This window comes from Methylobacterium sp. 17Sr1-1, from assembly GCF_003173775.1.
Taxonomy (GTDB): Bacteria; Pseudomonadota; Alphaproteobacteria; order Rhizobiales; family Beijerinckiaceae; genus Methylobacterium.
Genome location: NZ_CP029552.1, coordinates 6,508,085 through 6,531,175 on the forward strand (window position 1 = coordinate 6,508,085; position 23,091 = coordinate 6,531,175).

17 protein-coding genes are annotated in these 23,091 nt (G+C 71.6%); 7 read left to right on the forward strand and 10 right to left on the reverse strand.

What is annotated here, in order from left to right:
- Positions 1-106: 106 nt before the first annotated feature.
- Both DK412_RS29740 and DK412_RS31490 read left to right on the forward strand, forming a co-directional pair.
- On the forward strand, positions 107-2,194 hold the full coding sequence (locus DK412_RS29740) for a carbohydrate porin (protein WP_109974945.1): 2,088 nt from the start codon (positions 107-109) through the stop codon (positions 2,192-2,194).
- 618 nt (positions 2,195-2,812) lie between these two features.
- Positions 2,813-4,777, forward strand: coding sequence for an acyltransferase family protein (locus DK412_RS31490; protein ID WP_162596349.1), 1,965 nt, complete (start codon positions 2,813-2,815; stop codon positions 4,775-4,777).
- A gap of 109 nt (positions 4,778-4,886) precedes the next feature.
- On the opposite strand, the gene DK412_RS29750 is transcribed toward DK412_RS31490, so the two are convergent.
- On the reverse strand, positions 4,887-5,936 hold the full coding sequence (locus DK412_RS29750) for a PAS domain-containing protein (RefSeq protein WP_245447352.1): 1,050 nt from the start codon (positions 5,934-5,936) through the stop codon (positions 4,887-4,889).
- A 334-nt stretch (positions 5,937-6,270) separates the two neighbouring features.
- Here DK412_RS29750 and DK412_RS29755 point away from each other — a divergent pair, with 334 nt between their 5' ends.
- Positions 6,271-7,434 carry an acyl-CoA dehydrogenase family protein gene (locus DK412_RS29755; protein WP_109974947.1) on the forward strand — a complete coding sequence of 388 codons (1,164 nt, stop codon included), beginning with the start codon at positions 6,271-6,273 and terminating at the stop codon, positions 7,432-7,434.
- Between the two features lie 80 nt (positions 7,435-7,514).
- Entirely contained in the window at positions 7,515-8,216 is a 702-nt protein-coding gene (locus DK412_RS29760; protein ID WP_109974948.1) for an alpha/beta fold hydrolase, read from the forward strand.
- A 43-nt stretch (positions 8,217-8,259) separates the two neighbouring features.
- Here DK412_RS29760 and DK412_RS29765 read toward each other — a convergent pair whose 3' ends face one another.
- The gene (locus tag DK412_RS29765; RefSeq protein WP_109974949.1) at positions 8,260-8,541 is read right to left on the reverse strand and encodes a hypothetical protein; all 282 of its coding nucleotides are present in this window, start codon (positions 8,539-8,541) and stop codon (positions 8,260-8,262) included.
- A gap of 334 nt (positions 8,542-8,875) precedes the next feature.
- Between DK412_RS29765 and DK412_RS29770 the strand changes: the two genes are divergently transcribed.
- Entirely contained in the window at positions 8,876-10,546 is a 1,671-nt protein-coding gene (locus DK412_RS29770) for a methyl-accepting chemotaxis protein (protein ID WP_109974950.1), read from the forward strand.
- Between the two features lie 782 nt (positions 10,547-11,328).
- Here the strand turns inward: DK412_RS29770 and DK412_RS29780 are convergent.
- From DK412_RS29780 to DK412_RS29800, 5 genes are all read right to left on the reverse strand, one after another.
- Positions 11,329-12,219 carry an NAD(P)H-hydrate dehydratase gene (locus tag DK412_RS29780; protein ID WP_109974952.1) on the reverse strand — a complete coding sequence of 297 codons (891 nt, stop codon included), beginning with the start codon at positions 12,217-12,219 and terminating at the stop codon, positions 11,329-11,331.
- The gene (locus DK412_RS29785) at positions 12,216-12,980 is read right to left on the reverse strand and encodes a histidine phosphatase family protein (RefSeq protein WP_109975568.1); all 765 of its coding nucleotides are present in this window, start codon (positions 12,978-12,980) and stop codon (positions 12,216-12,218) included. Before DK412_RS29785 ends, DK412_RS29780 begins: the two co-directional genes overlap by 4 nt.
- 176 nt (positions 12,981-13,156) lie before the next feature.
- Positions 13,157-13,693 (reverse strand): hypothetical protein, encoded by a 537-nt coding sequence (locus tag DK412_RS29790; protein WP_109974953.1) that lies wholly within the window; start codon positions 13,691-13,693, stop codon positions 13,157-13,159.
- A gap of 456 nt (positions 13,694-14,149) precedes the next feature.
- On the reverse strand, positions 14,150-14,533 hold the full coding sequence (locus tag DK412_RS29795; protein ID WP_109974954.1) for a type II toxin-antitoxin system VapC family toxin: 384 nt from the start codon (positions 14,531-14,533) through the stop codon (positions 14,150-14,152).
- Positions 14,530-14,763, reverse strand: a complete 234-nt coding sequence (locus DK412_RS29800; protein ID WP_109974955.1) for a type II toxin-antitoxin system Phd/YefM family antitoxin — start codon at positions 14,761-14,763, stop codon at positions 14,530-14,532. Before DK412_RS29800 ends, DK412_RS29795 begins: the two co-directional genes overlap by 4 nt.
- A 238-nt stretch (positions 14,764-15,001) precedes the next feature.
- On the opposite strand from DK412_RS29800, the gene DK412_RS29805 reads away from it, so the two are divergent.
- Together DK412_RS29805 and DK412_RS29810 are read left to right on the forward strand one after the other, a co-directional pair.
- Positions 15,002-15,547, forward strand: a complete 546-nt coding sequence (locus tag DK412_RS29805) for a (2Fe-2S)-binding protein (RefSeq protein ID WP_109974956.1) — start codon at positions 15,002-15,004, stop codon at positions 15,545-15,547.
- Positions 15,544-19,092: a molybdopterin cofactor-binding domain-containing protein gene (locus tag DK412_RS29810; RefSeq protein WP_109974957.1), complete on the forward strand. Its 3,549-nt coding sequence runs from the start codon at positions 15,544-15,546 to the stop codon at positions 19,090-19,092. Before DK412_RS29805 ends, DK412_RS29810 begins: the two co-directional genes overlap by 4 nt.
- 46 nt (positions 19,093-19,138) lie before the next feature.
- Here the strand turns inward: DK412_RS29810 and DK412_RS29815 are convergent, their stop codons facing one another.
- The 3 genes from DK412_RS29815 to DK412_RS29825 form a co-directional block, all read right to left on the reverse strand.
- Positions 19,139-20,224 (reverse strand): NAD(P)/FAD-dependent oxidoreductase, encoded by a 1,086-nt coding sequence (locus DK412_RS29815; protein WP_109974958.1) that lies wholly within the window; start codon positions 20,222-20,224, stop codon positions 19,139-19,141.
- Positions 20,225-20,321: 97 nt separating this feature from the next.
- Positions 20,322-21,932 (reverse strand): phosphoenolpyruvate carboxykinase, encoded by a 1,611-nt coding sequence (locus DK412_RS29820; protein ID WP_109974959.1) that lies wholly within the window; start codon positions 21,930-21,932, stop codon positions 20,322-20,324.
- Positions 21,933-22,159: 227 nt separating this feature from the next.
- The gene (locus tag DK412_RS29825) at positions 22,160-22,927 is read right to left on the reverse strand and encodes a DUF2470 domain-containing protein (protein WP_109974960.1); all 768 of its coding nucleotides are present in this window, start codon (positions 22,925-22,927) and stop codon (positions 22,160-22,162) included.
- Positions 22,928-23,091 lie beyond the last annotated feature (164 nt).

Consider the following 23,091-nt stretch of genomic DNA (forward strand, 5'->3'; position numbering starts at 1 on the left):
CATTCCCGTCACGGAAACCGTAGACGCCATCCCGGACAAGCGTGGCCGGTTGCCAGGATTATAGCATTGGCTATACCTGGCGCCGGAACAGCAGGGGACGTGGGCGATGCGGCGGATGGGCGGAGCGGGGATCGGGGTGGCACTCGGGCTTTGCGCGGGCCTCGCGCAGGCGGCCGACCTGCGCCCTCCCGCCCCTGCCACGCCCACCTTCGTCGACTGGTCCGGCCCCTATCTCGGGATCGAGGGCAGCGCCGGCGCCTCGTTCGGCAATTACCGCTTCGGGCCGAGCACGATCGGCGGCCGGACCATCCCGGCCTTCCAGAGCGGCGACTCGACGCGGCGCTCGGATACCGGCCGCACCGCCACCACGGCGGTCGGCGGGCTGTTCGGCGGCTACAACTGGCAGACGGGGCCGTATCTCTACGGCCTGGAGGCGGACCTCTACGGGGCCAACCTCAAGCGACCGGTGCCCTCGACGGTCGTCGGCTTCGGCTACGAGGATGTCGACCCGCCCTTCAGCGTGATCCGCGGCAAGACCGATCTCTACGGCGCGCTCCGCGCCCGCCTCGGCTATTCGTTCGAAAGCTACCTCGTCTACGCCACCTTCGGGCTCGCCGGGGCCAATGCGCGGGTGCTGGCGACCTATCCGGACCTCGCCACCGGCGCGGTGGCGAGCGCGCGGCGCGACCTGTCGTTCCTCGGCTTCACCCTCGGCGCCGGCGTGCAATACGCCATCACCCCGAACCTCGCGCTCGGCCTCGACTACCGCTACGTCGATCTCGGCCGCTCCGGCCGCTTCGATCTGGGCAGCGTGCCGGGCCTCGGGCCCGTGACGACGCAGGCCGCCTTCTCCTCGCACCAGATGATGGCGCGGCTGTCCTGGTATCCCTACGGCCTGAAGCTGCCGGCGGAGGTGGCCGAGGACGCGCCGGCGAGCCGCGACACCGGCCGCTATTCCTTCCACGGCCAGACCACCTTCGTGACCCAGGGCGTGCCGGGCTTCCGCGCGCCCTATCGCGGCGAGAACAGCCTGGTCCCGAACCAGGTCCAGTCCACCACCACCGCGACCCTGTTCCTCGGCGTGAAGCTGACCGACAGCACGGAGCTCTACTACAACCCGGAATTCTCCCAGGGCTTCGGCCTGTCGCGCACGCTCGGCGTCGCCGGCTTCGTCAACGGCGAGGCCCAGAAGGCCGGCGCGCCGTTCCCCAAGCTGCGCTCGAACCGCTACTTCGTCCGCCAGACCTTCGGCCTCGGCGGCGCGACGGAGGACGTGCCGGACGGCGTCAACCAGGTGGCGATGACCCGCGATATCGAGCGGGTCACGGTGGTGGCCGGCAAGTTCGCGCTGGGCGACTTCTTCGACGGCAACGTCTACGCCCACGACCCGCGGGTCGACTTCATGAACTGGTCGATCTGGGGCTCCTCGGCCTGGGACTTCCCGGCGAACCTCCCCGGATTCACCCAAGGCGTGATGGTCGAGTACAACAGGCCGGAATTCGCCATCCGGGCCGCCTACACCCAGGTGCCCAAGCAGCCCTCGAACGACGTGCTCGACCCGCGGGTGTTCGAGCGCGCCGGCACCAACATCGAGTTCGAGGAGCGCCACGTCCTGCCCGGGCTGGAGCAGCCGGGCAAGCTGCGCATCGGCCTGTTCAGCAATGTCGGCAACACCGCCAATTACCGCCAGGTGGTCGATCTGACCCAGAGCGGGCTCTACGACGACATCAACGACGCGGCGGCCGCGACGCGCCGGCCCCGGCGCAAGACCGGCGCCTACATCAACCTGGAGCAGGCGCTGACGCCGGATCTCGGCCTGTTCGCCCGGGCCAGCGTCTCCGACGGGCGCAACGAGAGCCTGTCCTTCACCGACATCGACCGCAGCCTGTCGGGCGGGTTCTCGCTCAAGGGCACCGCCTGGGAGCGGCCCAGCGACACGCTCGGCATCGGCGCGGCGATCAACGGCCTGTCGCCGTCGCACCGGGCGTTCTTCGCGAACGGGGGCCTCGGCCTGCTGATCGGCGACGGGCGCCTGAACTACGGGACGGAGCGCGCCCTCGAGACCTACTACGCGCTCAGCCTCACCAAGGCGGTGACGGTGTCGTTCAACTATCAGCTGGTGGTGAACCCCGCCTATAACCGCGACCGCGGCCCCGCCAACTTCTTCGGCACCCGCCTGCACGCGGACTTCTAAAGGCCTGCACCTTTCGGGGGATGAAGCCGCGGGCAGTCGACCCCGTCCTGCCGCCGCGCGGGACCCGGTCCTCGTCCGAGCCCGTTGCGGAGCGCCGGGCCGCTCCAGCTCGTCGATCACGACATGCAGCAGGTTTCCTTCTCCCGAGCCGGACGAGGACACCGGGGACGAAGATTCCGCGCGGGGGTCGTGACGGCCCGGACCAGACCTCGACCGTCAAGCTCGCGGCGAATCGGCCTGAGCTCACCTGCACGAGCGCTCACCCCCGCTCCCGAATGCTGCCGCGCGCAGGAGAGCGGGCGTGTTTCGCTGCGATGCCGGCATCGCCGGGTGTCCGAATACTCCGCCTCGTCGCATGCGGACAGTCTGCCGATCCGCGCCGCACACCCTGCATCATCGACGATCGACGATCCCGCAGCCCGGACCGCCCTACTAACAAAGGATGCACTGCATCTTGCCCACGATCTTTCTAGATTGCGGCTGCCGAGGACGAGCAAAACGCCCGCACGTGTCGGACACCTGCTTGAACACCTTCGCTCGCCGAGAGCGAAAATCCGCACTCATGGCAGGACGACGACAACGGGCCGTCATTCGAGGGCGCGAACCATGCAACCTGCTATGACCGGGCAGACGACGGCCGCGGGCTATCGGCCCGACATCGACGGCCTGCGCGCCGTCGCCGTGCTGGCAGTGATCCTCTACCATGTCGGCGCGCCCTGGATGCCGGGCGGCTTCGTCGGGGTCGACGTGTTCTTCGTCATCTCCGGCTACGTCATCACCCGCGGGCTGATGCGGGAGGCCGCCGGCGGCAGGATCGGCCTCGCGGATTTCTACGCGCGGCGCATCCGGCGCATCCTGCCGGCCCTGGTCGCGACCCTCGTCCTGACCTCGCTGGCGGCGTACTGGATCCTGCTGCCGCCGCAGCTCGAGGAATACGCCGGCAGCGCGGCGGCCTCGGCCCTGTCGGTGGCGAACCTGTATTTCTGGCGCGCCTCGGGCTATTTCGACGCCGCGGCACTGTACCGGCCGCTGCTGCACACCTGGTCGCTCTCGGTCGAGGAGCAGTTCTACTTCGTCCTGCCGGTGTCGCTGCTGTTGCTGGTGCGCCTGCGGGTGCGACGGCTCTGGCTGCCCTTCGCGGCGATCGCCCTCCTCTCGTTCGGCTTGAGCCTCTATGCCGGCCGCCACGCGCCGACGGCGAATTTCTACCTGCTGCCGACCCGGGCCTGGGAACTCCTCGTCGGCACCCTGCTGGCGATGGCGCCGCACGCCGCGACGCGCCCGCTGCCGGCGCGTCTCCGCCACCCGGTCCTGCGTCAGCTCGCCGGCCTCGCCGGGCTCGCGGGCATCCTGGCGCCGTCCCTGCTCTACACCGAGGCCACGCCCTTCCCCGGCGCGGGCGCCCTGCCGCCCTGCCTCGGCGCCGCCCTGCTGATCCGCCTCGGCGAGACGCAGGGCCCCCGCGCGGCGGCGACCCGCCTGCTGGCGCTCCCTCCCCTCGTCGCCGTCGGGCTGATCTCCTACTCGGCCTATCTGGTGCACTGGCCGCTGATCGTGCTCGGCCGGATCGCCCTGATGCGCGACTTCACCACCCCCGAGACGGTCGCGGTGATTGCCGCGACGCTCGTCCTCGCCACCCTGTCGTACCGCTTCGTCGAGCAGCCCTTCCGGCGGCCGCACCTGCCGGTGCGATCGCAGCCGCGACGGCTCGGCCCGGTCTTCGCCTCGGGCCTCCTCGCCACCCTGGCGATGGCGGGCCTCGGCTGGGCCGGGGTGGCGAGCGGCGGCCTGCCCGGCCGCTTCCCGGATTTCCGCCTTCGGTCGATCCCCGGCACCGAGACCTGGAACCACCGCACCTGCTTCCTGTTCGCCGACCAGACCTGGCAGGCCTGGGACCTGGAGGGCTGCACCCGCACCGCGGCCGGGGACGGCATGGCGGGGAACGACCGCGTGCTGCTGTGGGGCGACAGCTTCGCGGCGCATTACGTGCCGGGCCTGATCCGCCACGCCGATCGGCTGCCCGGCCGCCTCGTCCAGTACACGGCGGCCGGGTGCCAGCCGACTTTGGGCACCGCCTCGCACGTCGTGCCGCATTGCCGCGCCTTCAACGACAACGCCCTGGCGCTGATCCGCCGGCTCGGGATCCGCCACGTGGTGCTGGCGGCCCGCTGGGGCGCGCAGCGCGACCGCTCCGTGCCCGAGCGCCTGCGCGAGACGGTGGCGCAGATCGCTGCCCTCGGGGCCCGCGTCCACGTCGTCGGGCAATCGCCGGAATTCCCTCTCGACCCGGCCTTCATGGCCTATCACCAGCGCCACGACCCGCCGGACGCCGCCGGCCGCTGGCGCCCGGTCGAGACCGGCTCCCTGAACGAGGCCCTGCGGGCGGCGCTGCCGGCGGGCGCGACCTTCGTCGATCCGCGCGCCGCCCTCTGCGCGGGCGACACCTGCCCCTATGCCCAGGGCGATACGTTCCTCTACGCCGATTCCGGCCACTTCTCCTCGGCCGGAGCGGCGCTCGCGGTCGAGCGCCTCCTCGCGGCCGGGCTGCTCGCCCCGGCCCGCTCCGCCGCGGCCGTCCCGTGACCTAAGCAGATTTCGCAAAAGTGGCCGCCGGTTTTGCGACAAAAATCTGCGACAAAACAAGAAGCTAAGCGGGCGAAGCGTTGGCCTGCCAACGCAAGTCTGCTTAGGATCACGAACGGGCGACGGCGACCGCGCCGTCGTCGAGGACGAGGAAGCGGATGCCCGCGCCGCGCAGGGCCGCGATCGCCTTGTGGCGGGAGCGGGCGCCGTTGCCCTCGGCATCCTCCTCGAGGCGCCGCACCGTCGAGAGCGACAGGCCGCTCGCCTCCGCCAGGGTGGTCATCGACCAGTCGAGCAGCGCCCGGGCGGCGCGCAGGTGGTGGCCCGCCACCGCCTGCTCCAGGCCCTCGCGCAGGGGCTCGGGCGCCATCAGGGGGGCGGCGAGGGCGGCGGGGTAGACGAGACCGTGGCGCTCGACCAGGCGGCCGCGCTCGTCGTGGACCGGAACGGACAGCACCCGGTACCGCTCGGGCTGACGGTTGCGGTGGTGGAGCAGCGGCGCGGCGTGGAACACGCCTCCGGCGGCGCGGCGCGCGACGCTCTCGCGGAACGCCGCGCGCTCCTCCGGCACCACGTCGGCGAAGGGATCGGCGTCGAGCTCCTCGATCGGGCGTCCGGCGAATTGCGCCGCCTCGGGCGGGAAGCGGAAGCGCCCGTCGAGGTCGACGGGGACGAACAGCATGCGGGTCGCGGCGAACCAGGCGCTGCGCTGGCGCTGGTCGATCCGGCGCAGCCGCAGCAGGGCCGCCGAGTCGGTCACGTCGAGGACGAGGCCCGCGGCCGCCCGCGGCCGGCCCTCCGCGGTCAGGTGCATCTCGGTGCGCATCGTGAGCGTGCGCAGGGTCCCGTCCGGCCGCACGATCCGGATCTGGCGCTCGGGCAGGGCGTGGCCCTGAACCAGGTCGGCGGCGCTCGCCAGGTTGGGTCGGTCGTCGGGATGGACGAGCGCGGTGAGCAGGTCGTAGCTCGGCCGCGTCCGCGCGGGGTCGAGCCCGAGCAGGCGAAACAGGCCGGGCGACCAGGTCTGCCGGTCGGAGGCGAAGAGCCAGGCCCAGCTTCCGGTCAGGCCGGCCGTCTCGGTCAGCCGGAGGAAATCGGCGGGCGCGAAGAACGGATCGGGCGCCCGCATCGCCTGTCGCCGCATCGGGTCCTGCCGCATGGATCCTCGCCGGGTCTGTCCCCGCCCGATGGCTCGCCGCTTCACCGCGCCGTCGCCCGCAGGAATAAATACAGGCCATGCCGCCCCGCGGGGCAAGACCGCCCGGCTTGGACTGTCGTCGCAGACGTGGCCTCGCGGACCTGGCCTCGCAAACCTGGCCTGTGGCATCGACGCTTCGCCTGCGGCGGCAGGCTTCGTGGCGGCCGATGCGGCCCGTGATAGCAGACAGGTCCTCATGGCATGACACCCGCGGCCGCGGATTGTGTAGCCTGACGGCAACGAACCGATGGGACGCAGCGCCCGCGCAAGCGCCGCGCCAGGATGGAGACGCCCGATGACCGAGACCGACGCACTCCAGCACCCCGAGATCCGCGAGGAGGTCGCCAAGCTCTGCGCCCGTTTTCCCGACGAGTACTGGCGCCGGCTCGATACTGATCGCGCCTACCCGACCGACTTCGTGAATGCGCTGACCGAATCCGGCTACCTCTCGGTGCTGATCCCGGAGGAGTATGGCGGCTCCGGCCTGCCGCTCTCGGCCGCCGCCGCGATCCTGGAGGAGGTGCAGCGCTCCGGCTGCAACGGTGCCGCCTGCCACGCCCAGATGTACACGATGGGCACGGTGCTGCGGCACGGCACGCCGGCGCAGAAGGAGCGCTACCTGCCCGAGATCGCCGCCGGGCGCCTGCGGCTCCAGGCCTTCGGCGTCACCGAGCCGACGAGCGGCACCGACACCACGGCTTTGCGCACCACCGCGCGGCGCGAGGGCGGCAAGTTCGTCGTCAACGGCCAGAAGATCTGGACCAGCCGGGCCGAGCATTCCGACCTGATGCTGCTCCTTGCCCGCACCACGCCCCGCGACCAGGTCGCGAAGAAGACCGACGGGCTCTCCACCTTCATCGTCGACATGCGGGAGGCGCTCGGGCGCGGCCTGACCATCCGGCCGATCCGCACGATGATGAACCACAATTCCTGCGAGGTCTTTTTCGACAACATGGAGGTGCCGGCCGAGAACCTGGTCGGCGAGGAGGGCAAGGGCTTCCGCTACATCCTGTCGGGCATGAACGCCGAGCGGCTGCTCATCGCCGCCGAGTGCATCGGCGACGCCAAGTGGTTCATCGCCAAGGCGTCGGCTTACGCCCGCGAGCGCCAGGTCTTCGGTCGGCCGATCGGCCAGAACCAGGGCATCCAGTTCCCGATCGCCAAGGCCTACGCCAACATGCGCGCCGCCGAGCTGATGGTGCAGGAGGGGCTTCGCCTCTACGAGGCCGGGGCGAATCCCGGGGCGGAGGCCAACATGGCCAAGATGCTCGCCGCCGACGCCTCGTTCGAGGCGGCCAATGCCTGCATCCAGACCTTCGGCGGCTTCGGCTTCGCCGAGGAATACGACGTCGAGCGCAAGTTCCGCGAGACCCGGCTCTACCAGGTGGCGCCGATCTCCACCAACCTGATCCTGTCGTACATCGCCGAGCACGTGCTCGGCATGCCGCGGTCGTACTGATCGATCGGCGCCGCCGGGCTCATCGTCCGAGAAAAAAGCCCGGTGGCGCCGGAGCGGGGATCCGGCCATAGGGGCAAACCATGACCCCGGACCTCGCCCCGCTGCTGTTCCTGCCCGGCCTCCTCAACGACGCCGTGCTGTGGCGCGCGCCGATCGACGCGCTCGCCGACAGGGCCGCCGCCGCGGTGGCGGACCTGACCCTCGACGACAACGTCGCGGCGATGGCGCGGCGGACGCTTGCCGCCGCGCCGCCGCGCTTCGGCCTCGTCGCCCTGTCGATGGGCGGCTACGTCGCCTTCGAGATCCTGCGCCAAGCGCCCGAGCGCGTCACCCGGCTCGCCCTGTTCGACACCGCTGCCGGTCCGGAGAACGAGGAGCGCGCCGCCACGCGGCGCCAGGGCATGGATCAGCTCAAGGTCGGTCGCTTCGCCGGAGTCACGACGCGCCTGCTGCCGCGGCTCGTCCACGCCTCGCACGTGCACGGGCCGGTGGGCGAGGCCGTGAAGGCGATGGCCGAGCGGGTCGGCGGCGCCGCCTTCCTGCGCCAGCAGCGCGCGATCCTCGACCGGCCCGACAGCCGCTCGGTCCTGGCGACGATCCGGGTGCCGACCCTGGTGGCGGTGGGCGCCGACGACGTGCTGACGCCCCCGGCCCTCGCCCGCGAGATCCATCAGGGCATCGCCGGCGCGCACCTGCACGTCCTGCCCGCATGCGGGCATCTGCCGCCCCTGGAGCGGCCCGACGAGACGAGCGCGCTGCTGCGGGAGTGGCTGGCGGCCTGAGGCGCGGGGTCCGGCTCGGCCGACCGTCTCTCCCGGGCCGGCCTCAGCGGTTCCCCGCCGCGGGCCCGCCCGCGGTGCCGCCGGAGCCGGGCGGGCCCGCGGTCGGGCTGCCGCCGATCCATACGCCCGGATTGGTCCCGGGCACGGAATTGCCGCTCGGGTTGCCCGGCAGAGTGGTGGTCGGGCGCGAGGCGGGCGGCTTCGTCCCGGTGCCGGGGCCCGGCGCGCCGACGGCGTCGCTCGCCGGCGGCACCCGGGCGGTCTGGGCCTCGGCGGCGCCGAGGGCGCCCAGCGTGAGGGCGAGCGCGAGAGTGAGTCTGATCATCGGCCTGTCCGTGCGGAAGCGGTCGGCCGTCAACACCCGGGCGCCGCCCGGGTTCGGCGAAGCCCGGGACTTCGCGGCGCGGCCGTCCCGGGATCGTCCTGTCCGCGAGCAACGAGGCCGGCCACAGGCTCGTGTCGCGCAAGACGCCGCCTCGGCGATCCCTCGCGCGGGATGAACCGGAACCAGCCGGCGCATCGCCGCCGATCCGTAGCAACGACGACGCCAGGCGTGCAAATTTTCCTACATTCAGAACTAAATTGACGTCATCCGCACCCGCTTTACCGAATGTTTATCGCGAGATGAGCAGTTTATGTCCGGTCACCAAGGCAGGGCGATGGCAATCAGACTCTCTCACGCGCTGGGCGGATTGATCGCCCTGCTCGCCTTCGGCCTTCTGACGCAGGGGATCTTGAGCGTAACGCAGCTGCGCCGCGTCAATGCCCAGGCCCTGGAGATCTCCGAGAACTGGCTGCCGAGCGTGCGCGACCTCGGCGAGCTCAAGTACAAGGTCACGCGCCTGCGCCTGGTCGATGCCCGCTACGTCACGGCGATCGAACCCGTGGTGGAGCTCGACGCCGTCTCGAGCCGGCGCCTCGACGACGTGGAGGCCGTGGCGCGCCGCTACGAGCCGCTGATCTCCAGCGACGAGGAGCGGACCCTCTGGACCGCGTTCCGGCAACACTGGGCGGAGTACCTAGCCACCCGCGACCGGATCGTCGCCGCCGCCCGGGAGCGGAACACGGCCGCGCTCAACGCCCTCTTCCAGGCCTCGCGCCGGCCGTTCGACGCGGCGTTGGACCGCCTCGACCACGGCGCGGCGCTGAACATGGCCGGCAGCGACCGGGCGCGGCACGAGGCCGCGACCCTCTATTCCGACGCCCTCCGGCTGACCGGCCTGCTCTGCGCCGTGGCGCTCGTCATCGGCCTCGCCGGCGTCGCCTCCATCGTCGTCGCCGTGGTGCGGCCGATCGAGCGCCTGGTCCGGCGGATGCACGGCCTGGCCGCCGGCGACCTCGCCGCGCCGGTGCCCCATCTCGGCCGCGGCGACGAGGTCGGCGCCATCGCGGGCGGGATCGAGGCATCCCGCGCGAACATGGTCCGGATGCGGCAGCTGGAGGAGGAGACGGCACTGGCGCGGGCCTCAGCCGAGGAGCAGCGCAAGGCCGGCATGCGCCAGATGGCCGATGGGTTCGAGGCGGCAGTCGGCGGCATCGTCACCCTGGTCTCGTCGGCGGCCACGGAGCTGCAGGCCACGGCCGAGCAGATGAGCGGGACCGCGGCCGACACCGCCGCGCGATCTGGCACGGTCGCCGCCGCGGCGGAGGAGGCCGCCGCGAACGTGACCACCGTGGCGGCGGCGACCGAGCAGCTCGGCGCGTCGGTGGCCGAGATCGGCCGGCAGGTCCAGGGCTCGACCGGCCTCGCCCGGCACGCCGTCGCCGAGGCCGACGAGACCGCGCAACTCGTCGGGGTGATGCAGACCGCGTCGGGACGGATCGGCGAGATGGTCGGCCTGATCGCCACGATCGCGCGGCAGACCAACCTCCTGGCGCTCAACGCCACGATCGAGGCCGCCCGCGCCGGCGAGGCCGGCCGTGGCTTCGCGGTGGTCGCCGCGGAGGTGAAGGGGCTGGCCGACCAGACCGCACGGGCCACCGAGGCGATCACCGGTCAGATCGGCGAGATCCAGGGGGTGACCGATCAGGCCGTCGCGGCGATCGGCACGATTGCCGGGCGCATCCGCGAGATCGACGCGGTGACGGCGGGCATCGCCAGCGCGGTCGAGCAGCAGGGGGCGGCGACGCGGGAGATCGTGCGCAACGTCGCCGAGGCCGCGACCGGCGCCGGCGCGGTGACGCACACCATCGCGGGGGTGGCGCAGGCCTCCGAGGAGACGGGCGCGGCAGCCCATCAGGTGCTCGCCTCGTCCGCGGACCTGTCGCGGCAATCTGAGCACCTCTCGGCGGAGGTGCACCGCTTCCTCGCCACGGTGCGGGCGGCCTGAGCGGCGACCCGCGCCGGCGTCAGATCGCCCCCTCCGCCACGTCGCACACTAGGCCCGGCACCTCGCCGGGCCTTTCCCTCGACCGGCTTCATAGACTTGAAGCCGGCTTCGCTGCGCAAGACGATCTTGGACGTTCATGCAGTCAGCTCAGGCTTCACCAGTCTTCCTAGAGTAGCGCCCGATCACGTTGCAATTGGGCACCGCTCTAGATTCGTGATTTTGCTGCATTTCTTTCGCCCAACCGGAGGTCACTTGGTCGGAAAATGCTCTAGAGAGCCCATGTGACTGGCAAGACAGTCTGAACACACTCAATGATCATTCTTGTATCTGCTGCACGACCCCAAATGGTGTTGAGGGTGCGATTTCTTTGAGACTCAATCAAACAAGCTCTCGAAAAACTCACATTTCCGCCGCAAAATATCGCGATCAAAATATCGCCATAGAGATTAAATCAGTCAGATGAAACTCCCAAAAGCAGCAATATCGTACACGGGCGTGATTTTATGCGTACTTTACGCAACGATCACAATTTTGTGCACCGTGATAGCTTTCGCAGCGGCATCCGATCCGAAGGGCGCTTTCGTCTTTCTGCAATTGCCACTTATCCCCATGATGGCACTTCTCGACAGCGTCGGCATGTCGCAATTTTTGCGAAACATCAGCTGGCTCTCTGCTTACGTCATATTCGTTCCAGCGACCATCAGCATTCTCTACATCATGGGATATGTCCTAGGCTCGATTGTCAAATTCATCTTTCGGTAAAGTCGTCGCCGGAATGTGCCTCACGCCCTGCCCTCCGCCACGTCCCGCATCAGCCCCGGCACCTCGCCGGGCAGCTCGCGGGCCAGGAAGCCGATCGGACCGCCCCTCTGCGCCAGGCGCCGCCCCGCCTCGCCGTGGAGGAAGACGCCCCAGGCCGCGGCCTCGGCCGGCGGGGTTCCGCGGGCGAGCAGCCCGACGATGATCCCGGCGAGCACGTCGCCCGAGCCCGAGGTGGCCAGCCCGGCGCCGCCGCCGCGATAGTGCCGGACGTCGCCGGCCGGATCGACGATCCAGGTCTCGGCCCCCTTCATCACCACGACGGCGCCGAGGAGCTCGACGGCCCGGCGTGCCGCCGCGAGCGGATCGGCCTCGACGGCGTCGCGCTCCCAGCCGAGGCAGCGGGCCATCTCACCGGCATGCGGCGTGATCACCACCCGGCCCCCGCGGGCGCGCACCGCGTCGGCCTGCTCGCACAGCCCGTCGATGCTCGCCGCGTCGAGGACGAAGGGTCCGTCCGCCGGGCCGGTCAGGAGGGCGGCGGTCAGCGCCCGGGTCGGCTCGCCCGAGGCCATGCCGGCACCGATCAGGATCGCGGCGGCCCGCTCGGTGCGCGGCAGCAGCACCGCGGCGGCTTGCGCGTGGTCGACATGGCCGCCCTCCCCCTCCGGCAGGCGCACCACCAGGGCCTCCGGCACCGCGAGCGCGGCGTGCGGCGCCGTGCTCGCGGCGATCGACATCTGCAGCTTGCCGGCGCCGGCCCGGAGCGCCGCGGTGCCGGCCAGGATCGCCGCACCCGGCACCTCGACCGAGCCGGCGATGACGAGGGCGCTGCCGCGCGCCTCCTTGCTGCCGCCCGACGGGTCCGGCAGGGGCAGGCCGCGCAGGGCCTCGGCGGTGATCTCAGTTGTCATCGGGCGGCTCCCGTCGCGTCCGGCTCGGCCGTCACCGGGGCGCCGGCCCGGGTCAGCGGCGCGACGAAGTTGTAGCGCTGCAGCACGAGCTTGCCGCTGCTGCCCAGGCTCGGGTCGAAGGCGTATTCGGTGACCGAGCAGTTCGCGACGTCGCCCTCGCGGTCTACGCCCAGAATCTCGTCCTCGGTCATCCCTTCGAGCAGGTAGCGCAGGCACAGCACCACGACCTGGTGGCCCACCACCAGCACGCGCCGGCCGCCGTAGTGCAGCGAGACCGTGTCGAGGGCGCTGCGCAGCCGCAGGATCACGTCGCACCAGCTCTCCCCGCCCGGCGGCCGGTGGTAGAACTTGCCGAGGAGGCGGCGCAGCTCGGCCTGCTCGGGATGGAGCTGGGTGATGCCCTCGCGGGTGAGCCGGTCGAGGATGCCGAATTCCTTCTCGCGCAGGCGCTCGTCGGCGACGTAGTCGAGCAGGGGATCGGCGACGCCGCCGGCGTCGCGGATCAGCCGGGCGGTGGATTCGGCCCGGCGGTAGGGCGAGGTCAGCACCACGTCGGGCCGCTCCGACAGCGGTTTCTCGGCGAACCACCGCCCGACCGCCGCGGCCTGGCGCTCGCCCAGCGGGCTCAGCGGCACGTCGACGTCGCGCTCGGCGATGTCGATATGGGTGTGTCCCGCCGCGTCCGCGGCGTCCCGGGCGACGTTGCCGGCGCTCTCGCCGTGCCGCACGATCCAGATCCGGTCCGGCCAGCGCTGCTGCATGGACATAACCCCCCTCAAGCCTCGGGGAGGTAGCGGAGGCGGGGCGCTCCGCAAGCGCCCGCGGCCTGCGGCGTCTTTCGCCCGCGGCCTGCGGCGTCGTCATGCGCGGGGAGACCGCCGGTCGCGGCGGTCTCCCCGCTCCCCGTCCCGGCGGGATCAGCGCCGGAGCGAGGGCATCAGACGGTCTCGGCGGCCGCCAGGGTGACCTCGTCGCACAGGCAGACCTCCTCGTGCGCCGGATCGAGGCCGTACGCCGTCCCGACCTCGGACGGGTCGCCCGACCACATCGCCGCCCGGTCGCCGAACAGGTTGGTGCCGTCGGCCAGAACCTCCGTCGGCGCGAGGGCCGGCGTGCCGCCCTCCGCCTCCGCGACGGGGCCCGTGGTGCCGGTCTCCTGCGCGTCCGATGAGCCGAGGATCAGGGCCTGGTCGGCCGCCGCGTCCGGCTCGCGGCAGGGCGCTGCCTCGTCGTCGACGGGCGCCAACGGCATCAGCGGCTGCGGCGCGACCGTGGTGCCGACCTCCGAGGCCGAGGCGCCGACGTCGCGCATGGTCGGGCGGAACAGGCTCGGCGGTGCCGTGTCGGGGGCGACCGAGACCGAGACGCCGTCCTCGCCGACGGCGATGCTGCCCGCCCCCGCGTCGCCGGCATCGGCCGCCGCGACCTCGGGCTCGCCTTCCGGCGTACCACTTTGGGTGAGTTCGCTGGACACTCTTCATCCTCCAATATCATGATGATCGATTGCTTTTTGTGAAATTTTACATTGGTTTAACCGTAATTCATTAACATATTTAAGTCGTACTGCGGCGCGAAGACTGCTGCAGTTTTAATATTGTCCTTAATTTGCGCAAAAGCCTATTTAGATGATGGCAACAGGTCTAACGCGCTCAGGGTCATTCCGGGGCCGCGTAGCGGAGCCCGAAATCCAGAGCCGCTGACGTCTCGGAAGAGGGCGAACGACGTTTCGCTTCCATCTGCATGACCTGCGTGCCTGGATTCCGGGCTCCGCTTTCCCGGCCCCGGAATGACCCGGCGGGTATCAATACTGTCGGGTGAACCGAGCAGGCTCCGAGCCTGCGCGCAACGGCGTCGCGGGGCGACGACAGGACCGAGCGATCCGCCGGCTCCCGTATCGTCGCCACGGGATGCGGGCTGTCGGGCGCTCCCCTCACCACACGCGGGTGAGGATGCCGTCGAAGATCGCGTCGGCCGAGACGAGCGGGAGGCGGTGGTGCCGCGCCGTCGCGGCGAGCAACCGGTCGAACGGGTCGCGGTGGGCCCAGTCCATCAGGCCGGCCGCGACGCAGATGTCCGGATCGAGCGCGATCGCCAGGCCGCCCTGCTGGCCGAGGAGCCCGGCCAGTCGCGCGACATGGGGCTCCATCCCGGGCCACTTGCCGATCCGAACCTTCCGGGCGATCTCGAAGAAGCTGATCGGGCTGACGAAGACCCGCTCCGCCGCCGTGATCGCCGCGGTGGCCCGGCTCGACAGGCGCTCGTCCCCGGACAGGCTCCAGACCCAGGCATGCGTGTCGAGCAGGACCGACGTCACCGGTCCCCTTCCCAGAGATCCAGCTCGTCGTCGGGCATCGGCTCGAAGAAATCAGGACCGTGCCCGAGCTCGCCCTCCAGCGGGCCGATCTTGAACGGCTGCTGGGGAATCGGCACCAGGCGGACAACCGGCTTGCGCCCCTTGGCGATCACGACGTCCTCGCCGCCGAGCGCGGCCTCGATGAGCTTCGAGAGATGGGTCTTGGCCGCGTGGACGGTGACCTGCCTCATGCCGGGGATCCTGATCCGCGAGCAGGCTCTTATCGAAGGCTTGAGTTGGTCAAGTTAGCTGATCATGGACCGGCCCACATGCCGGCGGATCGCCGCGAAGGATCGCCGCCCCCTGCACCGATCTGGCCAAGCTCTTGCAAGCTGCGACAGGCGCGGCGGGGTTCCGGACCCCGCCGAAATCTGTGAGAACAAGCGGCAGCCGGCGGGACAGCCGGGGCCGGGGCGGGGCAGGCACCTCATGCAGGACGATCGGCGGCCGATCGCCAACGACGCGCGGCTGGCGGCGATCCGCCACGTGCTCACCGTCAACGGCCGGAGCGTGGCGGTGGAGGCCGCCCCCGGCACCCGCCTCCTCTACGTCCTGCGCAACGACCTGGAACTGAACGGACCGAAATACGGCTGCGGCCTCGGCCAGTGTGGCAGCTGCACGGTGCTGGTCGACGGCCGGGCCCTGCGCTCCTGCGCGATTCCGCTGCGCGCCGCGGTCGGGCGGCGGATCACCACCCTGGAGGGGCTGGCGCAGGGCGGGCGGCTGCACCCGGTGCAGGAGACCTTCATCGCCGAGAACGCCGCGCAATGCGGCTACTGCCTGAACGGCATGATCATGACCACCGTGGCGCTCCTGTCGGCCAATCCCGACCCGAGCGAGGCCGAGATCCGAGCCAGCCTCCAGAACAACCTGTGCCGCTGCGGCACCCATATCGAGATCCTGCGCGCCGTGCAGGCCGCAGCATCGCGGATGCGGACCGACGCACAATCCCGATCCCTGGGAGACGAGGCATGACCCGGGAGCCCGCAAGCGACCGTCGCCACTGGCAGGAGGCGGACGACCTGCTGCTGGTCTACCGCGAGACGATGGGCCGCCCGCCCCGCCTCGGCGATGCGCCGGGTGCGGCGCTGGCGGTGGGGCCGCAGCGCGCGCTCTACCTCGCGGTCGATGCCGAGGGCCGGGTCACCGCCTTCAACGGCCACGTCGATCTCGGCACCGGCATCCGTACCGCTCTGGCCCAGATCGTCGCCGAGGAGCTGGACGTGCCGCTCGCCCACGTGGCGATGGAGCTCGGCAGCACCGCCACCGCCCCCGACCAGGGCGGCACCATCGCGAGCGAGACGATCCAGATCGCCGCCATTCCCCTGCGCCTGGCCGCCGCCACCGCCCGCCGCCACCTCGTCGAGGCGGCCTCGCGCCGGCTCAACCGCGGCGTCGCGGAACTCGTCGTCGAGGCCGGCACCGTCCGGGTCGCGGCGGAGCCGGACCTGAGCATCGCTTACGGCGCGCTGGTGCGGGGAAGCCGCACCGAGGTGACCCTCGATCCCGATGCGGCGGTGAAGCCGGTGGCGGAGTACACCCTCGTCGGCCGGCCGGTGCCGCGGGTCGACATCCCGGACAAGGCCGTCGGCGCCTGGACCTACGTCCATGACGTGCGGGTGCCCGGCATGGTGCATGGCCGCGTGGTCCGGCCGCCCTGTGCCGGGGTCGACACGGGTCTGGGCGGGATGCTGGTCTCGGTGGACGAAGCCTCGGTCGCCCATATCCCGGGCCTCATCGCGGTGGTCGTCGTCGGGGACTTCGTCGGCGTGGTCGCCGCGCGCGAGGAGAACGCGGCGGAAGCCGCGCGCTGCCTGTCCGTGACCTGGCGGCCCGGAGAAGACCTCCCCGACCTCAACCGGCCCGAGGCGCCCTTGCGCGCCAACCCCGCCACGGCGCGCAGGCTCCTCGACCGCGGCGACGTCGAGCGGGCGCTGACCCACGCCGAGGCGCGGCTCGACCGGACCTATGTCTGGCCCTACCAGATGCACGGCTCGATCGGCCCGTCCTGCGCCGTGGCCGAGTTCCGTGACGGCGATCTCGTGGTGTGGTCCGGCACCCAGAACCCGCACGTCCTGCAAAGCGACCTCGCGCTCCTCCTCGACCTGCCCGAGGAGCGGATCGCGATCGAGCGCCACGAGGCGGCGGGCTGCTACGGCCGCAACTGCGCCGACGACGTCGCGGCCGACGCCGCTCTCCTCGCCCGGGCGGTCGGCCGGCCGGTGCGGGTGCAGCTCACCCGCGAGCAGGAGCATGCCTGGGAGCCGAAGGGCGCGGCGCAGGTGATGGACGTGCGCGGCGGCCTCGATGCCGAGGGCGGACCGGCGGCCTACGATTTCGAGACCCGCTACCCCTCGAACGGCGCGCCGACGCTCGCGCTGATCCTCACCGGCAAGGTGTCGGCGACGCCGGCGACCTACCCGATGGGCGACCGCACGGCGGTGCCGCCTTACGCCTTCGGCCACGCCCGGGTGACGGTGCACGACATGCCGCCGATCGCCCGCGCCTCCTGGATGCGCGGCGTCTCGGCCCTGCCCAACACCTTCGCGCACGAATCATACATCGACGAACTCGCCACTGCCGCCGGCGTCGACCCGATCGCGTACCGCCTCCGCTACCTGGGCGATCCCCGCGCCGCCGACCTCGTCCGGGCGGTGGCCGAGCGGGCGGCCTGGGTGCCGCACACGGTGCCCGGCACCCATGGCGGATCCGGCGACATCCTCTACGGGCGGGGCTTCGCCTACGCGGTCTACGTCCACGGGCCGTTCCCCGGAAAGGCCGCGGCCTGGGCCGCCTGGGTGGCGGACGTGGCGGTCAACCGGGTCACCGGCGAGGTCGCGGTGACCCGGGTGGTGGTGGGCCAGGATTCCGGGCTGATGATCAACCCCGACGGGGTGCGCCACCAGATCCACGGCAACGTCATCCAGTCGACGAGCCGGGTCCTCAAGGAATCGGTCGGCTTCGACGCCACCGGGGTGACGAGCCGCGAGTGGGGCAGCTACCCGATCCTCGCCTTCCCGCAGGTCCCCGAGATCGACGTGCTGATGCTGCCGCGCCAGGACCAGCCGCCGCTCGGGGCCGGTGAATCCGCCTCGGTGCCGAGTGCCGCAGCGATCACCAACGCGCTGTTCGACGCCACCGGGATCCGCTTCCGCGAACTCCCGCTCACGGCCGAGGCCGTCCGCGCCGCCCTCAACCCGCCGCGGATCGCCGGGCCCGACAATCCCGCGCCGCGCCGCCGCCGCGGCGTCCTCGCCGGCCTGTTCGGGGCCGGCGCCGGGGCGCTCGCGCTCGCCACCACCCTCCTGCCCTGGCGCCCGGCCTATCCGTCGATCGAGCGGCCGGACCCGGCGGCCTATTCCGCCGCCACCATCGCGCAAGGGCGCCTCGTCGCGGCGGCGGGCGCCTGCCTCGTCTGCCATGTCGGGCCCGACGGCCGGTCCTTCGCCGGCGGGCGCGGGCTGGAGACGCCGTTCGGCCTCGTCTACGCCTCGAACATCACGCCGGATGTGGAAAGCGGCATCGGCGCCTGGTCCTACCCCGCCTTCGCGCGGGCGATGCGCGAGGGCGTGTCGCGGGACGGGCACCACCTCTACCCGGCCCATCCCTATACCAGCTTCGCCGGCGTCTCGGAGCGCGACCTGCAGGCGCTCTACGCCTACCTGATGGCGCAAGGACCGGTGGCGGCGACGGTTCCCGAGACCGCCTTGCGGGCTCCGTTCAACCTCCGGCCGCTGATGGCGGGCTGGAACGCGCTCTTCCACCGCCCGCCGACCTTCGCCGATCCGGCCCGCGGCCCGGACTGGAACCGCGGCGCCTACCTCGTCGAGGCCCTGGGCCATTGCGGCGCCTGCCACACCCCGCGCAACGCGCTCGGGGCGGAGAGCCGGGACGGGGCGCGCCTCACCGGCGGCTTCGCCGACGGCTGGGAGGCGCCGGCCCTCGCGGGCCTGTCCCGCTCGCCCCTGCCCTGGAGCGAGGACGACTTCTTCGCCTACCTGCGGACGGGCCGCTCGCCCCGCCACGGCAGCGCCGCCGGCCCGATGGCCGACGTGGTCGCCTCCTTAGGCCCCCTGCCGGATTCCGACATCCGCGCCATGGCGATCTACCTCGCGAGCCTCGCCCGCGCGGCCCCCGGCCCTGTCGCGGCGAGCGCGAGCGTACCTGCGCCCGGCGCCTCGTCCCTGTTCCAGGGCGCCTGCGCCTCCTGCCACGAGGGCGGGGCCGGCGGGGAGCTGGTGCCGCTCGGCCTCGTCACGGCCGTCCACAGCGCGCATCCGGACAACCTGATCCAGGCGGTGCTCAACGGCATCGCGGCCGCCGCCGAGCGCTTCCCCGCCCCCGACCCCTCGGCGCCCCCCGCCGCGATGCCGGCCTTCCGCGACACCTTCACCGACCGGCAGGTGGCGGAGGTCGTCGCCTATACCCGCGCCCGCTACGCGCCGGATGCGCCGGAATGGCCGGGGCTGGAAGCAGCGGTGGCGCGGGTGCGGGGATTGAAGCCGCACGCCGCGTGGTGACGGTTCGCCGCGCCGGGGTGACGGGCGCTCCCCGCGACAGGCCGCCTCACGCCCCCAGCCGGTCCGCCACGTCCTGCGCCAGCGACAGGCTCGAGGTCAGCCCCGGGCTCTCGATGCCGAACAGGTGCACCAGCCCCGGCAGCCCGTGCTCGGCCGGGCCGTCGATGAGGAAGTCGGCGGCCCCCTCCCCCGGGCCGGACAGTTTTGGGCGGATGCCCGCATAGTCGGGCACCAGGGCGCCGTCGGGGAGCGCGGGCCAGTAGCGGCGGATGGCGGCGTAGAACAAGGCGCCACGGCCGGGATCGACCTCGTAATCGGGCGCGTCGATCCACTCGACGTCGGGGCCGAAACGCATCCGGCCGGCGAGATCCAGGGTGAGGTGGATGCCCAATCCCCCCTCGACCGGGGCGGGATAGATCAGCCGCGAGAAGGCCGGGCGCCCGGTGCAGCCGAAGTAATTGCCCTTGGCGAGCACGAGGCGCGGCACCCGCGCTTCGGGGTAGCCCTCGGTCGCCCGGGCGAGGGTCTGCGCGCCGAAGCTCGCGGTGTTGACGACGGCGTCGACCGCGAGGGCGTCGTCGCCGAAATGTGCGGTCCAGCCCTCGCCCGGGCGGGTCAGACGGGAGATCGGAGTGTTGAAGGCGAGGGCACCGCCCGCATCCTCGATGTCGCCCTGCAGCGCCAGCATCAGGGCGTGGCTGTCGACGATGCCGGTCTCGGTCGAGAGGAGCGCGGCGTTGCAGGTCAGGTTCGGCTCGAGGCGCCGCGCTTGCCGGCCGTCGAGGAGCGACAGGCCCTCGACGCCGTTCTCGACGCCTTGCGCGTGGATCGCCGCGATCTTAGGCCCCTCGGGCTCGGTCGCCGCGACGATCAGCTTGCCGATCTTCGCGTGCGGCACCCCGTGGCTCTGGCAGAAGGCGTAGAGCCGGCGCCGGCCCTCGACGCAGTGGTGCGCCCGGAGTGAGCCCGTGGGATAGTACATCCCGGCATGGATCACCTCGGAATTGCGCGAGGACACGCCGGTCCCGATGCCGCCCTCCGCCTCCGCGACGATCACCTCGTGGCCGCGCAGGGCCAGTTCCCGACCGATCGCGAGGCCGACCACGCCGGCACCGACGACGAGCACCATCATCGGCCGCTCCTCCCTGTTTCTTCGTGTGGGCTTCTACGACGCAAAAGGGCCCCTCTCCAGGGGAGAGGGGCCCTCAGGTTCACCGAACCCCGGCTGTTTAAGCCGCGATCGACATGGTCGGCTCGGCGGCGCGCACGTCGGCATCGACGTGGGCCTCGAAGCGCTTGAAGTTGTTCTGGAACATCTCGACCAGGCTCTTGGCCGTCTCCGCGAAGGCGGCCTTATCGGCCCAAGTCTTGACCGGGTACAGGATGTGCGGCTCGACGCCCGGCACCGAGGTCGGCACGGCGAAGCCGAAATACGGGTCGCGGCGGAAATCCGCCTTGGCGAGCGAACCGTCCAAAGCCGCGGTCAGCAGCCGGCGGGTGACGCGGATCGGCATGCGCCGCCCGGTGCCGACGCCGCCGCCGGTCCAGCCGGTGTTGACCAGCCAGCAATCGACGTGGTGGCGGGCGATCAGGTCGCGCAGCAGGTTGCCGTAGACCGAGGGGTGACGCGGCATGAACGGCGCGCCGAAGCAGGTCGAGAAGGTCGCCTCCGGACCCTTCAGCCCCTTCTCGGTGCCGGCCACCTTGGCGGTGTAGCCCGAGAGGAAGTGGTACATCGCCTCGGCGCCGGTCAGCTTGGCGATCGGGGGCAGCACCCCGAAGGCGTCGCAGGTCAGCATGACGATGTTCTTCGGGTGCCCGGCCTGGCCCGTGGCGCTCGAATTGCTGATGAAGGGCAGCGGGTAGGCGCAGCGGGTGTTCTCGGTGCGCGAGGCGTCGTCGAAATCCGGCAGGCGGGTGACCGGATCGATGACGACGTTCTCCATCACGGTGCCGAAGCGCTCGGTGGTGGAGTAGATCTCGGGCTCGGCCTCCTTCGACAGGCGGATGGTCTTGGCGTAGCAGCCGCCCTCGAAGTTGAAGATGCCCTTCGGGCTCCAGCCGTGCTCGTCGTCGCCGAGCAGCACCCGGTTCGGGTCGGAGGACAGGGTGGTCTTGCCGGTGCCCGACAGGCCGAAGAACAGCGCCGAGTCACCCTCGTGGCCGACATTCGCCGAGCAGTGCATCGGCATGACGCCGGCCTTGGGCAGCACGTAGTTCAGGTAGGTGAAGACCGACTTCTTCATCTCGCCGGCGTAGGAGGTGCCGCCGATCAGCACGATCTTGCGCGAGAAGTCGACCGCGATGACGGTCTCGGTGCGGCAGCCGTGCCGGGCCGGGTCGGCGCGGAAGCTCGGCAGGTCGATGATGGTCAGCTCCGGCTCGAAGCTCGCGAGGGTCTCGCGCTCCGGGCGGATCAGCAGGTTGCGGATGAACAGCGAGTGCCAGGCATACTCGGTGAACACCCGGGCGCGGACCCGGTGGCCGGCTTCGGCGCCGCCGACGAGATCCTGGGCGAAGAGCTCACGCCCCTCGGCATGGGCCAGGAAATCCTCGAGCAGGGTCTCGAACTGGGGCCGGGTGATGCCGCCGTTGTTCTCCCACCACACCTCGTTCTCGGTGTCCGCGTCGCGGACCACGAACTTGTCCTTGGGCGAGCGGCCGGTATGGATGCCGGTCTCGGCGACCAGGGCACCGCCGGCGGCGAGCTGGGCCTCGCCGCGCTGCAGCGCGTGCTCGTAGAGGCTCGGGGCCTCCAGGTTCCAGTTGACGCGTTTGAGGTTGCGGAAGCCGATCTTGTCGGCGCCGAACGCCTCGTTGAATACGCCGATGTCGTTCACGCCTGTTCCTCCTGGCGCCGACCTTGGAGAACCCGGCGTCGCCGGTCCGGATCGGGCCGAATGACTTCACGCTCGCGTCCGGCGCGGCGACCGTGCCTGTCCTAGCAGGTCGCGCGCCCCCGCGCCGAGGCCGATCAAGGGGCCTCGATAGGCTGCTTTAGTAGGTGGCGAACCTTCACGGTTCAATCGAATTCGCCGTGAGCGCCCCTGACAGGCTCGACTTTGTGTCAGGAGCCGGGGACGGCGCGCGCCTGCGCCGCCATCGCCACCAGGGTGGGGCGCAGGGCGGCGGGGCTCGCCAGGCGCTCCGGAAACACGACCCGGGCGGTGCGGTCGCCGGCCATCAGGTCGAGCCCCTCCGGGTCGAACCCGGTCAGGCGCCACGGTCCGGGCTCCTCGCCGGCGAGCCGCGTGGCGTAGAGCGCGACGGCGTCGGCATGGTCCTCGTTCATGTGGGCGATGGCGCCCGGCTCGGATTCGGCGAGCCCGTCGAGCCCCGAGAGGTCGGTGAGGAGTTCCCCAGCCGTCAGCGTCGCGGCCCGGGCGAAGCCCCCGTTGAGGTGGCCGGCCCGGACCGCGAGGCGGAAGAACGCGAAATCCGGAAAATCGGCGTAGAGCGCGGCCTTCGGGTGGCGGGCGAGGAAGCGCGTCCGCACCCGCGCCTCGGTCGTCCGCTCCGCCACGCCCGTCACGGTCAGGCGCGGATGGGCGAGCGGATCGCCCTTGCCGCCCGGGCTCAGCAGCAGCGAGCAGCGCGGATCGGCCTCCAGGTTGAGGGTATGGGCCGAGAGGCGCGAGAGCAGCAGGAGCGGCGTCCCGTCGGAATCCGTCGCCACGGTGACGAGCGACGCGAAGGGGGCGCCGCCCTCTCGCTCCAGGGTCGCGAGGGCGCCCGAGCGCACTGTTCGCAGCAAGGACTTGGCGAGGCCGATCGCGTCGAACGGCGCCTCGGCGGCCGGCAGCGGCGCGGCCTGCTTCCTCTCTCCCTCCGCCATGTCGTCCCTCTCGCGCCCTGCGTGCCTCGTGCCCTACCTTGGCGTCGGCGGACGGGCCCGTCCAGGCCGCGGGACGCCGCGGCGAGCCGGGCCGGACCTGCTCCGCCTGTGGCCGCCTCGCCACGGGTGCTCGCTTTTTCGGCGGGATGGCCTTAAGGGAGTCC

Bases quoted from the DNA above. Each gene is read 5' to 3' on its own strand.
- DK412_RS29805 (WP_109974956.1), top strand. From the start codon at position 15,002: ATGCAGGACGATCGGCGGCCGATCGCCAACGACGCGCGGCTGGCGGCG.
- DK412_RS29780 (WP_109974952.1), bottom strand. From the start codon at position 12,219: ATGACAACTGAGATCACCGCCGAGGCCCTGCGCGGCCTGCCCCTGCCG.
- DK412_RS29825 (WP_109974960.1), bottom strand. From the start codon at position 22,927: ATGGCGGAGGGAGAGAGGAAGCAGGCCGCGCCGCTGCCGGCCGCCGAG.
- DK412_RS29750 (WP_245447352.1), bottom strand. From the start codon at position 5,936: ATGCGGCAGGACCCGATGCGGCGACAGGCGATGCGGGCGCCCGATCCG.
- DK412_RS29760 (WP_109974948.1), top strand. From the start codon at position 7,515: ATGACCCCGGACCTCGCCCCGCTGCTGTTCCTGCCCGGCCTCCTCAAC.
- DK412_RS29765 (WP_109974949.1), bottom strand. From the start codon at position 8,541: ATGATCAGACTCACTCTCGCGCTCGCCCTCACGCTGGGCGCCCTCGGC.
- DK412_RS29740 (WP_109974945.1), top strand. From the start codon at position 107: ATGCGGCGGATGGGCGGAGCGGGGATCGGGGTGGCACTCGGGCTTTGC.
- DK412_RS29815 (WP_109974958.1), bottom strand. From the start codon at position 20,224: ATGATGGTGCTCGTCGTCGGTGCCGGCGTGGTCGGCCTCGCGATCGGT.
- DK412_RS29800 (WP_109974955.1), bottom strand. From the start codon at position 14,763: ATGAGGCAGGTCACCGTCCACGCGGCCAAGACCCATCTCTCGAAGCTC.
- DK412_RS29755 (WP_109974947.1), top strand. From the start codon at position 6,271: ATGACCGAGACCGACGCACTCCAGCACCCCGAGATCCGCGAGGAGGTC.
- DK412_RS31490 (WP_162596349.1), top strand. From the start codon at position 2,813: ATGACCGGGCAGACGACGGCCGCGGGCTATCGGCCCGACATCGACGGC.
- DK412_RS29770 (WP_109974950.1), top strand. From the start codon at position 8,876: ATGGCAATCAGACTCTCTCACGCGCTGGGCGGATTGATCGCCCTGCTC.
- DK412_RS29810 (WP_109974957.1), top strand. From the start codon at position 15,544: ATGACCCGGGAGCCCGCAAGCGACCGTCGCCACTGGCAGGAGGCGGAC.
- DK412_RS29785 (WP_109975568.1), bottom strand. From the start codon at position 12,980: ATGCAGCAGCGCTGGCCGGACCGGATCTGGATCGTGCGGCACGGCGAG.